Here is a 13,593-nt window from a genome sequence, read left to right as displayed (position 1 = left end):
GGCCCGCAACGACGTGCGCCGCACGTCCGGGCTGGACCTCGATCACGGTCTCGCGGAAGGTCTGCTCGACCGAGACGTGATGATCGGTGTGATGTCGGTGGCGGTCATCCGCGCACTGACGAACTTCCGCCGGGGCCTCGGCGTGAAGTCGATGCAGTTCCCCGAGGAGACGACCGAGTTCGATCTCGCTCCGGACGCATCGTCACTGGTGTACTTCACGCCGAGYGAAATCGCGGACCTCACACCRCTGCCCGCCAAGGGCGGTCTCGAATCGTCKTCGTTCTCGATCTCGCCGTCGTACGCACCTGATCGGCGACCGCAGAATTACCGCAGGGACTTCCTCACATGAGGCGGTACCCGCAGAACTGGTCGGTGCTCCGCGACAACCCCCCGGTCTACGACGAGTCGACGGGCAACAAGATTCCGGTCCCGCCCACGGCGGTCCCAGTCACCGGCCTGTTGTCGCTGCGCTTCCTCGAAACGAAGCAAGAGCAGCATCCCGGCGACCTCACGACCAGTCAGATGGTGCTGCAGATCAACGCCCCGGTACCCGGCGGACTGAACGGCCGAGACCGACTCCGCTTCGAGGGAGACTCCCGCACAGACGGGGCAGACGCAACGAACATCGTCGAGGTCGGCCAATTGGTGTACGTCCGCCGGGGGACCGGTGCAGTACATCGTTGCGATCGTCGAGCACGGATCGGATATGGCATCCAACCCGCAGTTGACCCCGTAACCGAAAGTGAGTGATCCGCAATGGATCAGCCCGCAGTGCAGCAACCGAAGCCGCAMCCGCCGTATCCGACSACGTCGCATTTCGTGGTGGCGCAGTTGGCCACCGATCTCGACGGGATGGCGTTCGGCGCTGCCGATTGGCATTTCAACTTCCGCACCGACCCGAACTACTACGCGGCGATCGCGCAAGCAGTGCTCAACGCACAGGCCGGGTGGTTCCTCGACATGCGGACCCGCGAATGGGTTCTGCGTGAAGACCTGTCCGAAGAACAGAAGGCAATGACCTGACCCGTACTGGTCCNCACAGGCCGGGTGGTTCCTCGACATGCGGACCCGCGAATGGGTTCTGCGTGAAGACCTGTCCGAAGAACAGAAGGCAATGACCTGACCCGTACTGGTCCGGTCTGCCCCGCACTACGAAGGAGATCCGCCACCATGGCCGACACCGAGAACACCGAAACCTCCGCCCAGCCGATCGTTCAGTGGACCGACGACGAGGGCCGCANCCCCGCACTACGAAGGAGATCCGCCACCATGGCCGACACCGAGAACACCGAAACCTCCGCCCAGCCGATCGTTCAGTGGACCGACGACGAGGGCCGCAGGCACTTCACCGCCGAAGGGTCGTACGCCCACCAAGCGCGCGTGGCCGAGGAATCGTTGACCGAAGAGCAGGCACCTGCCGAGGACAGGAGCGACAGCGATGTCGTCGCACCGCCGGCCGATGTCAAGACTGACGACACCGTGGCCGCGCCGCCGGCCGAGCTGACGTCGACACCCAGTGGCCGCCCTGCCGGTCCGCCGAAGGCCACCGCGCCCAAGTCGTCCTGATGTCGGCTCGCCTGACTGTCTATCCCGGGCAGGTGCGCCGAAGGCCACCGCGCCCAAGTCGTCCTGATGTCGGCTCGCCTGACTGTCTATCCCGGGCAGGTGCGCGAGCAGGTCACTGCCACGACTATCGAAGGTCGCATCGCAATCGCGACCGAGATCGTCAACGAGGCGCGTGAGGTAGCACCGGTGGACACTGGCTACTTTCAGTCGGAGTTCCTGGTGGAGTACGAGGGTCGCAGGGTGTTCGCGGTCAATGCGGCCGACGACGCCAGCTACATCGAGTACGGCACCCTCGACACTCCGCCGGCGGCCGTGATGACCGATGCCGCGCGCTCGCACGGTAAGTACTCCGGCTGGACGCCGCGATGACGCCTAAGGTCCGAATCCCGTTCGCGCCCGGTGCGGTTCGAGAGGCGCTGCATGCCGACGCTGATCTAATCGAGCAYGTTCCGARGGAACTGATCACCACGCGTGACATTCCGGAGAACATCGTGCGCCCGTTCATCGTGATTCGCGGTGCGGGAACCAAGGGCGACGATCCGATGCTGCGAAAGCCGTTCGTGCAGATCGATGTCTTCGCKCCRCCTCCCRCGATCCTGCGGAGCGAGCCGCACCCGATCCTCGCTGATCCCGAAGAAGTTGCATGGGATCTGGCGGGGCTGTGYGGGGAGATCATCGGCCACACCACAGCCCGGCYGTTCCGGAACTGTTCGTGGAACGGCCGGTGGATCGACGGCCCCGGYAACGGGCCGCAGATCGACAAGTCACGCGGTGAGGACATGCCGCTCTATCGCCAGACGGTGCGAGTCGAGCTGACCGTCACCGTCCGAGAACACCCCACTTTCTGGTGGGCGTGAACCCGGCCCGGGGTGTCCTGGCATGCGCCCCGGGCCGGACCCAATCATCGAGCTCACGGATGTGGGCCGAAACGTTTGAAAGGAATCACCCGTGAGCACACACGCCGATCCGAAYAAGGCGACCGTCTACTTGGACGTCGACTTCTACCGAGCCCCCGCRGGMACCGCGCTCCCCGCGAAYCCGTTCGCCGACAACCCGATCACCGGCACCGCRCCGGGTGTGGCGTGGGACGCGTACGGCGGTCTGCAGATGGGCTTCGACGTCACCCCGACCCAGGACGTCAAGAAGCACAAGGTCATGAACTTCCGGAAGTCCTCGTACGCGGTSACGTCATCGCCGCGTGACGACACGATGAAGTTCCGTGCGACCGACCGATCGAAGGCCACGTTCCTGACGATGCTCGAGGGCGGCGAGGTGATCGAGCTCAGCACCGGCAACTTCGAGTACAAGAAGGGCAACGGCGAGGAGTTCGCCGTGCTCGCGATCGCGNCTGACGATGCTCGAGGGCGGCGAGGTGATCGAGCTCAGCACCGGCAACTTCGAGTACAAGAAGGGCAACGGCGAGGAGTTCGCCGTGCTCGCGATCGCTCGCGATATCTCGGCCAAGGCGTGGTTCTACTGCGAACGTAACCGCCTCGGCACCCCTCCGCCCCGGTCGTTCAAGGGTGAAGATCTCGACGGCTGGGAGTTCGAGCTGATCGCGCTGAACGAGGTTCGTGAGGGCGGCGACGCCAACCCGCTCGCTCCCTGATCCGCAACCCATTCAGCTAGATAAGGAACTCGAATTCACATGCCAGAGAACAAGAGCAAGAACAAAGACCCCCGCCCCGTCGACACCGACGAGGCGGGGGTCACCCTCCCTCCCGAAGACGAACTCGAATTCACATGCCAGAGAACAAGAGCAAGAACAAAGACCCCCGCCCCGTCGACACCGACGAGGCGGGGGTCACCCTCCCTCCCGAAGACGACACCACCAAGGACTCGGAAGAGCGTCGGGAACCGTTCGATCTCGAATCGGTGCTCGCTGTCGGTGGTCCTCCGGTCGTATTACCGATCGTGTGGAACGACTTCTCCTCGGTGCCGATCGTGTTCGACGGCGTCGAATACTCGGTGGGTCGCCGCTATTCGGCGAAGACGGTCCGGAAGTTCTTCAAGCTGCTCCGCGCCACCGGTGTCGACGTCGGCGATCAGGTCCTCGACATCGTCCTTGCCGAGGGGGATGCGAAGCAACTGTGGAATGACATCGGCGAGTTGTCGATGTACGAGTCCAACGCACTGTTCGCGGCGATCTACAAGATCGCCGGCCTGATGAGTCTGTCGNATTGGACCGCGCCGTCGGAAACCTGTTGGGCCGAAGCAACTGTGGAATGACATCGGCGAGTTGTCGATGTACGAGTCCAACGCACTGTTCGCGGCGATCTACAAGATCGCCGGCCTGATGAGTCTGTCGGGGAAATTCTTGGCGTCCTAGCCACCCTCGACGACGAGGAAGGTTGGGACGCAGCACTTGCCGCAGTGCGGCATCACCACCACCTTGATCTTCGCGAGGCCATGGAATCGATGCTGTACGCGGACCTCGCAGCGTTGGTGCACGACGCGCTCGCCCGGGATGACCAGCAGGGCCGCACGGACGAGAACATCGCGATGCTGCTGGACCGCGACAATTTCGAGCTCGATTCCCTGTACTCGCAGTGGATCACCGACCCGAGCGATCCGAAGGTCAAGGCAGAGCAAGCGATTCGAAAGCGTCGGGGGATCACACCGCCGCCGCAACCGTTGATTTATCCGATTGCACTGCGACGGCCGGAGCTCGCAGAGATTCACCGGACCCGCTACACCGAGGCCGCGCAACGGTATTCGACGCCCGAAGCTGAGCGAGAACTCACCTTGGCCGATGTTCTGAGAATGCGAAAGAGGTGATCTCGTGCCCGGTGGTCGGATAGACGTCGAAGTTGCGGTCAACGCACGGAACGCACCGGGTGAACTGCAGCGCGCGCTCGCTCCGGCCATGACACAGGCGAAGGCCTTCGCGGGTGCGATGGGTCTAGCTATCGGCGGTGCTGCTGTCGCCGCGGGTGTCAAAGAGATCATCACCATCGGCAACGACTACACGACCACGATGAACACCCTGCAGGCAGTGACTCGGGCGACCGAGCAGCAGATGTCCGTCGCAGGTGATCGTGCGAAGGCGCTCGGTAACGACATCTCTCTGCCTGGTACGTCGGCGTCCGATGCCGCTGCGGCGATGACCGAGCTCGCCAAGGGTGGTTTCACGGTCCAGCAGTCGATGGATGCTGCGAAGGGCACGCTGCAGCTGGCGGCAGCCGCGCAGATCGATGCCGCGTCGGCGGCGACAATCCAGTCGCAGGCTCTGCAGTCGTTCGGCCTCAATGCCGACTACGCGGCGAAGGTCTCCGATGTGCTGGCGAACTCAAGTGCAGGCATATTGGCGAGCTTTCGATGCCGGAACTATTGCCTGTTCGCAACGCACGTTCTACCGCGTCGCCTCCTCCTGCCAACTCGTAGGAGACAGGCGACGCCGCAAATACAGAGGCGGGNTGCAGCTGGCGGCAGCCGCGCAGATCGATGCCGCGTCGGCGGCGACAATCCAGTCGCAGGCTCTGCAGTCGTTCGGCCTCAATGCCGACTACGCGGCGAAGGTCTCCGATGTGCTGGCGAACTCGGCCAACGCATCGTCGGCCGAAATCACCGATGTCGCGATGGGTCTCGCCCAGTCCGGTGCGGTCGCCAACCAGTTCGGGATGTCCATCGAGGACACCGCCGCCACGCTCGGCGTCCTTGCCAACGCAGGCATTCAGGGATCCGACGCCGGCACACTGCTGAAGTCGACCCTGCTGGCACTGACCGACCAGTCGAACCCGGCCCAGGGCGCGATCGAAGATCTCGGGCTCACGGTCTACAACGCGCAGGGCCAGTTCGTCGGCATGTCGGAGTTGTTCCGTCAGCTCGACGAGGCGGCGGCATCGATGTCGCCGGAGCTGTATCAGGCGGCGACCGCGACACTGTTCGGTTCGGACGCGATGCGTCTGGCCGGTGTGGCGGCCGAACAGGGCCAGGCTGGGTACGACACGATGCGTACCGCGGTCGAGCGTCAGGGCGCGGCCGCCGAGGTCGCGGCGGCGAAGACGAAGGGCCTGCCGGGTGCGATGGCGTCCGCGGGCAATGCTGCCGAGACTCTCGCGCTCGGTGTCTACGACCTTGTCGACGGTCCGCTCGAGGGTCTGATCACCAAGGGTGCAGAGTTCGTCACGAACACCACCCCCGGTCTGATCAGTGGTCTCGAATCCGCTGGCCAAGCAATGGCTCCGGTGGCGGGGTTCGTTGGCGATCTCGTCAGCGCATTCACGGAGTTGCCGGGACCGGTCCAGGCCGTGGCTCTCGGTCTTGGTGCGCTCAAGTTCTCCGGTCTCGACGACTCGATCGGTGAGCGAGTCAGCGGCTGGCGCGACTCGATCTCGGACTTCCGTCGTGAGATGGGCGACCTGCAGATGGAGCAGGCGCTGTCGGGGATCTCCGATACCGATACAGCGAACCCGATCTCTGCCCTGACTGGTGATGCTGAGGATCTCGCGGGTGCGCTCGAGGAGAATGCCGAACCACTTTCGGAGCTCGCGTCCGGCCTTGCGACGTTGGAACGTCGATCGCCTGCGATCCGCAACATGGCCGAGGGCTACCGCGGTGTCACCGCGCGCACTCGCGAGTTCGCAAATCAGCAGCGTGCGGCCGCGGGACAGTCCGGTGCTCTGACGTCGGCGCTGCGGAACGGTGCGGCGCGTGCAGCTCAGTTCGGTGGTGTGATCGGCGGGTCTGCTGTCGCAGGCCTGCGAGGTATGACGTCCGCGGCCAAGGGCGCGATCGGTGTTCTCGGTGGTCCGTGGATGGTCGGCATCATGGCTGCTACGTTTGCCGTCGGCAAGATCAGCTCGGAGTATGCCGCTCTCGATGCTCAGCAGGAGTCGATCGACAAGTCGTCGTCCGACGTCGCTGCCGCGCAACGCGATGTGGCGAAGGCCTTCCAGGAATCGCAGGGCGCGATCTCCGAGAACGTTCTCGGCGCTGTGGGTCTGCAGATCGATTCGGTCCGCGAGAAGGCCAACACCCTGGCCGAGAACGGCCCGGGTGCGTTCGGGATCTTCGCTGCCGCGGGCAGTGACATCAAGGGCTGGTTCTCCGGTGTCGCCGAGGCCGGCACCGACGCTCTGCATGCTCAGGAGGATCTGGCCGATCAGGGTGCGAAGACCGAATCCGGGTTCCGTAACCTCGGCAAGACGAACGAGGAAGTCGCTGCGGCGATCTCGGGATCGGACGCCGAGTACAACGCCATCGCGAACAGCCTGCGTGACATCGAGGACGGTGGCTCGGAGGCGCTGAGCGTTTTGCAGCCTCTGCGCGAGGAGTTCGTCAAGGCTCGCGAGACGGCTCAGAACACCACGCCGGGATTCTTCGATCTCCGAGACGCGGTCAAGGTGCTCTCCGACGAGTCGTCGTCGGCGACGGACCGTATCAACGCGATGAAGACTGCGTTGGATGTGCTGTCGGGCAAACCGATTCCACTGTCCGACGCATTGCAGACGTACAACGATCAGGTGCGGTCGACCGCCGAGGCCACGAAGGACGTGTGGGACGCGGCCGAGGGCTGGGGCGTCGAGCTGATCGCGCAGGGCGGCGCAGTCAATACAGCATCGTCGAATGGTTCGCGTCTGCGTGATTCGTTGCTGGCCATCAAGGATGCGACGATCACTGCCGCCGAGGCGGGTGCCGACCTGGGACCGATCTGGGCATCGAACGATGCTCAGTTGCAGCAGCTCTCGATCTCGACCGGTGTGAGCGTCGAGGCGCTTCGTCAAATGATCGAGGCCGAAGGTCTGGTCCCGAAGAATATCGAGATGCTCGCCAGCCTGCGGGGCGCAGATACCGTCGAGCAGCAGATAGCGATTCTGGCAGGCCTGCTCAATGCGGTGGGTCAGCCGGTCGACATTCCTGTTGATGCTCTGACCGACGATGCGAAGCGCAAGATCATCGACGTCGGCGGCACCGTCGAAACCGAGATCGAGGGTAAGCCGGGCATCGTCCGGATCACGGCACCCAACGCCGAGGCACTCGCGGCGATCGACGCTATTGCTCGCAGCGTCAACGGGATTCAAGACAAGACCGTGATGATCAACATCGACGCGGCGGCGACGGCTCGGGCGCAGGCGGCATTCAACTCGACCGGCATTCAGGGCCCTGTTGCTCCTGTCCTGATCGATCCTCCCAGGCGCGCTACCGGTGGTGCACTGCAGGGGCCAGGGACGGCGACGTCCGATTCGATGCTGATGTTCACACCCGGGTTCGGGCCGTGGCGCGGCTCGACCGGCGAGCATGTCCTCGACGCGGGCGATGTCGAGGCGATGGGCGGTCAGGAGAACGTCTACCGGTTCCGGCAGATGCTCGACATGAATGCCCTGCCGATGGAGGACTTGCTCAACGGGAATCTGGCACTGCCGGGATTCGCTGAGGGTGGAGCGCTGGATCGGGTGTTCGACCTCGGCCGTCGAGGTAACGGCAACCCCTACGGCTGGGGTGCTGCGACGGTCTCGGCCGCGGACTGCTCGGGCTGGGTTGCAATCCTGCAGAAGGCGGCGATGGGTCAGGGCGAGTCGGGCCGATTGGGCACGACGTACTCGCTGCTGGCCGGTGAGTGGCCGGGACTGGTGCCCGGCACGACGGGGCCGTTCGTTGTGGGCACCAGCGAAGAGCACATGGCGGCCACGATCAACGGGGTCAACTTCGAGTCCGGTGGCGCGAACGGCAACATGCAGATGGGTGGCGGTGCCGCGGGTGCGTTCGATCCGCAGTTCACCAATCAGTACTACCTGCCGTGGGATCTGTTCGCACCGCCATACGATCCGGCGACGTCGGGCGCTCCCGGTACCGCCGGGATCGACGGTCTGGATTCCGCGAGCTCGTACAGCAGCTCGGGTGGATCTCGGTCGAAGAAGGCGACGTGGGCGGAGAAGGACGATCTCGCGCTCGATTCGGCACGCATTGCGATTAGGCAGGCCGAAGAGGATCTGGCGGCAGCGCTGGGCAATCCGAAGAAGTCCGACGCCGACAAGGACCAGGCTCGATCGAAGGTCGAGCGGGCGAAGCAGAAGGTCAAGGATCTCGAAGCGAAGAAGGACGCTGCCGCGCGGGGACTCAACGAGCCTCCGGCCCCGCAGGCTCCGGAGCTGACGACCAATCTGACCGACGACGAGTTGTCGGCGCAGGACGCGCAGGCGGCGGTCGTCGAGGCCAATGCTCGCCGCAACGAGGTGTACGCCGATCCGGAGTCGACACCGGAGGAGAAGGCAGCCGCCGATCGTGCGTTGCAGCGTGCACGGAACTCAGCTGCGAAGGAGTCCGCGGCAGGTGGTTCCGGATCCGGCACGGGTGCGTTGACGACGGCAGATCAANCGATCGTGCGTTGCAGCGTGCACGGAACTCAGCTGCGAAGGAGTCCGCGGCAGGTGGTTCCGGATCCGGCACGGGTGCGTTGACGACGGCAGATCAGTGGTCGTCGGCGCTCGGCGGGATCGTCGGGGACTTCGTGACCGAGAACATCGCGGATGTGCTCGGCTACTACGAGGCCGACAACATGGGCCCGCTCGCCAAGGCAGGTATGGCGGTGGTGACCGGTCTCGCGCAGATGCAGAAGGAACATCTCGAGGACAACGCAAAGTTGCTCGACACCGCCAAGCCCGCGACCGACGACGAACTCGCCAATCAGTTGCCGGCCACTCCGGGCACTCCGGACTGGATCGAGCTGTTGGCGAAGGGGATGGTCACACCGACGCCGAAGTTGTACGAACTCGCCAATCAGTTGCCGGCCACTCCGGGCACTCCGGACTGGATCGAGCTGTTGGCGAAGGGGATGGTCACACCGACGCCGAAGTTGTTCGACACCGGTGGTCTGTGGAAGCACGGTGAGCTCGGCCTGAATCTGTCGGGTCAGACCGAGGAAGTGCTGACCGGGTCGATGCGTACGTCGGTGGCGCAGGAGTTGGCGTTGGCGCGTGCGGAGCGCATGGCTCCGCAGCGGTCCGCTCCGGAGCGTCGGGAGGCGCGTCCGATCACGGTCAACGCGAAGGGATTCGACCGACACGAATTGTCGGCCGGAATACGTCAGGCCCGTCACGAGGACGAATGGTTCTCCAACAGTGTTCGGATTGGAGAGTCGTGACGTTCTTTCCGGAGGGCACCGCGAATGTGGTGATCGCGGGTCCTGGTGCGGTAGCTGATCTTCCGGAGCGGGCGTGGTACCTGTCCGAGCACCACCTTGTCGGTCGAGAGTCCGGCGGGGTGGTGCTCGCCTCCGGGTGGGCCGACTACGTCGAGCCGGAAGCGAAGCACCAGTGGTTCGAGACCGCGCGCGGCGACGGCGCGATCTGGCTGGGTGCGGTGATCGAGCCGCGGCGCTTCAAGATCCCGGTGTACGTCCACAAGATCCACGGTTCGCACATCCACAAAGTCGAGGACGGGTTCTGGTCGGACATCTGGTACGAGTTCCAGTCCCGCCTCTACGTCAATTCCCCTCGCGGAGTCAAGTATTGCGACTTCCGTCTGGACGCAGCACCGTCGGTCGAGCACGAGTCCGATCCGGTGTTCGAGGGATTTCAGCCGTACCTGATCCCGGTCGTGGTGGAGAAGGCGTGGTGGTTCGGGCTGCCGGAGGAGTTCTCGTGGGTCAATGGTCAACCGGTCACGAAGAAGACCCTCTACAACTCCGGTGACCGAAAGGCCATGCCGGTGATCACCATCAAGGGGCCGGGTGTCTTTCAGCTCCCGGATGGTGTGAGCGACAAGGTGGTGACCACTCCGAACCTGAAGGCGGGTGAGGTGGTGGTGATCCACACCGATATGTCGGTGCGTCCGAAGTCGAACATGCGCAACAACTTCTACGGCGATCTCGGTGGCCAGCGTTTCCTCAAGGACAACGCGGTGCCGGGCCGTCGACGGATGGACATGTCCCGTCTCAAGTGCATCGGTGGCAATGCCGCGTCGTCGGCGGTGTTCACGATCGAACCGAAATCACGGAGGCCGTTTTGACAGCACCGGTGATGGATCCCGTCAACGTCCCGCTCGATTCGTGGTCGGCGGCTGCGTGGCGGGAGTTGCTCGACGAGCCACCCAAGCGCGGTTCGGCGGCCGAGTTCAGCGCGGAGGTGTTCTCTCCCAATCTCGTTCCCCTGGGGATGATCACCGACTACGGCGAGGCGCGGTTCAAGAAGCCGCGCCGCGGTGTGGGACCGGGGAAGTTGGTGTTGCCGGGCACGACGGATTTCCGTGAGCTGCTGATGAAAGCGGACACCACCGTCATTCCGGTGCGGATCACCTACAACGACGAGCACTTCGACGGGTTCGTCGACACTGCAGTCCGCAAGGGCATCAAGGGAAACAAGACGATCACGGTCACTCTGGTGGACTGCAAGATCTTCCTGTCCTGCATCTACGCCTACCCGATGCCCATACCAGGCTTCGAGGAGGTGCAGTTCCCACCGGAGGATCTGTGGATCGGTCCGCTCAAGGGCGGCATCCACTGGTACTCCGAGCGAAACTTCCTCCGCCTGAGGTTCCGCACCGGTCAGTGCCCGATCACGATGCTGCCGTACGACTTCTTCTCCGACCGCTCGGAGTGGACGACGATGCAGGCACGCATGGTCTCCCTCGACGAGCTGTTCGATCCAGTCCTCAAGGACTCGGACGTCATGATCGAGATGGGCTTCTTCATCAAGGGCCGCGACAAGCAACCCTCGAACCGGGTGACGTTGCTGTCCTCGCAAGTGTGGATGCGGGTCGTCGATCGACCGAAGTCCGGCGGCATCAACACCGGTGTCGCTCCGCTCGACGGTCTGGCGAACACGATCGCGCAGATGATCGCCGACGGTGTGGACTCGCTGATCGGCGGCTTCCTGCCCGGGTTGGCCGAGCAGATCTCCAAGCACCTCAAGCAGACCGAGATTCCGTCGTGCGTGTGGACGGAGGACTCGGCCGGANCTGATCGGCGGCTTCCTGCCCGGGTTGGCCGAGCAGATCTCCAAGCACCTCAAGCAGACCGAGATTCCGTCGTGCGTGTGGACGGAGGACTCGGCCGGCATCATCGACGCAACGCTGGAAGTGACTCACCCCCAGGCTTATTCGGTGATTGTTGGGGGGAAATCACCCACGTGGCTGAACAAGTTGCTCCAGCTCGCAATCGAGCAGGGAATCATCGCACTCGCCACCGCAGCATTGACGGCGCTGTCGATTCCCATCGGTGGTCTCGGCGGCATCATCGGCGGAGTGGCAGGTGCGTTGTCGACGATCCTCGACGATGTGTTCCTGGCATTCATGAAGGCCACGAACTACAAGGCCAAGCGCGAGCTCGGCCCACTCGCCCGCCCGGAGAAGCTGGTCAACGGCNATCCTCGACGATGTGTTCCTGGCATTCATGAAGGCCACGAACTACAAGGCCAAGCGCGAGCTCGGCCCACTCGCCCGCCCGGAGAAGCTGGTCAACGGCGGCTCGGCCGGATACACGTTTTCCTCGAAACAGCGCGCGGATCAGGGCATCTTCGACATCGCCGGTAAGCGGCGCGCGAAGGTCTCTGTCATCGACTGGGCTCCACACGCTGCGTTCCGTGACTTCAGCATCGGTCATCTCGTCGGTTGGGAGGACGAAGGCGAGATGTTCATGGACCGGGTGGAGTCGATCGAGGTCATCGACACCCGAGAGGACCGGGTGTTGGTGGACACGGTCATCGGTGACGACGAGCCGGAGAAGTCTCCGCAGCAGCGCAACCAGGAACGGTTCAAGCGACTGTTCTCGATGCTCAACGCCATGACCCTCGCAACGAACTAGGAGCACGCATCATGCCGGACATCGTTCNCAGCAGCGCAACCAGGAACGGTTCAAGCGACTGTTCTCGATGCTCAACGCCATGACCCTCGCAACGAACTAGGAGCACGCATCATGCCGGACATCGTTCTGCCCCATAATGTCTCGATCATTCCGCAGGAGACCAGCTACTGGTGTGGTCCCGCGTCCTGTCAGGTCGCGTTCGACATCCGAGGTATCGGCTCGACCGAAGCCGATCTCGCCCGGCAACTCGGCACTACCCGCAACGGCACCAGTCACATCGGGCTGATCACCGACCTGCTGAATCGAAACGTTCCCGCGGACTACATCACTCGCCAGATCCCCGGCAACGACGCCAGCCCGGCACAGAAGGATCTGCTGTGGAAGGACGTCCAGGCGTCGATCCTCGGCGGGTACGGGGTGGTCTGCAACGTGATGGTGCCTCCGTCGAACTACCCGCGCGGTACCCGCGGTGAGAAGCCGGCCTACGCGGGCGGCATGGTGTACCACTACTTCACGGTCGTCGGCTGCAACCCTGACACCCGCGAGGTCCTGATCGCCGACTCCGGGTTCCGGCCGTTCGAGTACTGGATGTCCGTGGACCAGCTCGCATCGTGCATCGCTGGGAAGGGCTACACCGCAACGCCGAACGAGAAGCCGATCCAGCCGGCCCCACCGGTGGACACACGCTCGCCCGCGGACATCGAACTGTCGAAGCGATTCCAGTCACGGTCGAAGTACCGCACGACGAACGATCCGATCGACACCATCGCGGGTTTCGTCCTCAACATCGACGCGATGCGGCACGAGGCAAAGATCGAGCGAGAGCGGGCGCGCTGATGGACGCGGCGACTCTCGCCCGGGCGATGGGAAACTCCGCCCCCACCGACCGCTACGTCGAGCTCGCACCGGCATTCAACGCCGCGATGATTCTCGCCGGCGTGACCAACCGGAACCGCGCGGTGATGTGGTGCGCGCAGCTCGGCCACGAGTCTGTCGGGCTGAAGTACATGCGCGAGCTGTGGGGTCCGACGCCCGATCAGCTGACCTACGACGGCCGCATGGGCAACGGTCCAGGCGAGGGGTTCACGTACCGCGGTCGCGGCCCGATTCAGTTGACCGGGAAGAACAACTACCGCGAGTGCTCGAAGTGGGCCCATGCCCGCGGCTACGTCCCGACGCCGACGTTCCTCGTCGACAACCCTGATGCCGCTGCCGACGACCGATACGGCTTCATCGGAGCCGTCTGGTACTGGACCACCCAACGTCCCCTCAACGATCTGTCCGAC

Annotated in this window: 10 protein-coding genes and 4 pseudogenes; all 14 read left to right on the top strand. The window is 64.1% G+C overall.

What is annotated here, in order from left to right:
• The coding region (locus ASG84_RS27820; RefSeq protein WP_442970981.1) for a hypothetical protein at positions 1–349 on the top strand (349 nt) is incomplete at its 5' end.
• The gene (locus tag ASG84_RS18770) at positions 346–750 is read left to right on the top strand and encodes a hypothetical protein (protein WP_057478548.1); all 405 of its coding nucleotides are present in this window, start codon (positions 346–348) and stop codon (positions 748–750) included. The genes ASG84_RS27820 and ASG84_RS18770, both read left to right, overlap by 4 nt.
• A gap of 6 nt (positions 751–756) precedes the next feature.
• Positions 757–1,023, top strand: a complete 267-nt coding sequence (locus tag ASG84_RS18765) for a hypothetical protein (RefSeq protein WP_057478547.1) — start codon at positions 757–759, stop codon at positions 1,021–1,023.
• A gap of 609 nt (positions 1,024–1,632) precedes the next feature.
• Positions 1,633–1,935: an HK97 gp10 family phage protein gene (locus ASG84_RS18755; protein ID WP_057478545.1), complete on the top strand. Its 303-nt coding sequence runs from the start codon at positions 1,633–1,635 to the stop codon at positions 1,933–1,935.
• Positions 1,932–2,423 carry a hypothetical protein gene (locus tag ASG84_RS18750; protein ID WP_057478544.1) on the top strand — a complete coding sequence of 164 codons (492 nt, stop codon included), beginning with the start codon at positions 1,932–1,934 and terminating at the stop codon, positions 2,421–2,423. Before ASG84_RS18755 ends, ASG84_RS18750 begins: the two co-directional genes overlap by 4 nt.
• 491 nt (positions 2,424–2,914) lie before the next feature.
• Positions 2,915–3,175 (top strand): annotated as a pseudogene (locus ASG84_RS27540) (hypothetical protein); the annotation flags it as partial.
• An 809-nt stretch (positions 3,176–3,984) separates the two neighbouring features.
• A complete protein-coding gene (locus ASG84_RS18735; RefSeq protein ID WP_057478550.1) occupies positions 3,985–4,344 on the top strand; it encodes a hypothetical protein in 360 nt (119 codons plus the stop codon).
• Positions 4,345–4,432: 88 nt separating this feature from the next.
• Positions 4,433–4,982, top strand: a pseudogene (locus ASG84_RS28310) (phage tail tape measure protein); the annotation flags it as partial.
• Between the two features lies 1 nt (position 4,983).
• A pseudogene (locus tag ASG84_RS28795) lies at positions 4,984–5,762 on the top strand (phage tail tape measure protein); the annotation flags it as partial.
• Positions 5,763–9,645: 3,883 nt separating this feature from the next.
• Positions 9,646–10,515, top strand: a complete 870-nt coding sequence (locus tag ASG84_RS18715) for a hypothetical protein (RefSeq protein ID WP_057478538.1) — start codon at positions 9,646–9,648, stop codon at positions 10,513–10,515.
• Positions 10,516–10,526: 11 nt separating this feature from the next.
• Positions 10,527–11,462, top strand: a pseudogene (locus ASG84_RS28790) (Gp37-like protein); the annotation flags it as partial.
• Positions 11,463–11,869: 407 nt separating this feature from the next.
• A partial coding sequence (locus ASG84_RS18705) for a Gp37-like protein (protein ID WP_442970980.1) occupies positions 11,870–12,307 on the top strand: 438 nt, incomplete at its 5' end.
• Positions 12,308–12,418: 111 nt separating this feature from the next.
• The gene (locus ASG84_RS28785) at positions 12,419–13,144 is read left to right on the top strand and encodes a C39 family peptidase (RefSeq protein ID WP_057478535.1); all 726 of its coding nucleotides are present in this window, start codon (positions 12,419–12,421) and stop codon (positions 13,142–13,144) included.
• A partial coding sequence (locus ASG84_RS18695) for a glycoside hydrolase family 19 protein (RefSeq protein ID WP_327213084.1) occupies positions 13,144–13,593 on the top strand: 450 nt, incomplete at its 3' end. The genes ASG84_RS28785 and ASG84_RS18695, both read left to right, overlap by 1 nt.

Source organism: Rhodococcus sp. Leaf278 (assembly GCF_001426085.1).
GTDB lineage: Bacteria > Actinomycetota > Actinomycetes > Mycobacteriales > Mycobacteriaceae > Rhodococcoides.
Note: the sequence above shows the minus strand (reverse complement) of the source record. Positions and strands in the feature narration are given on the sequence as shown.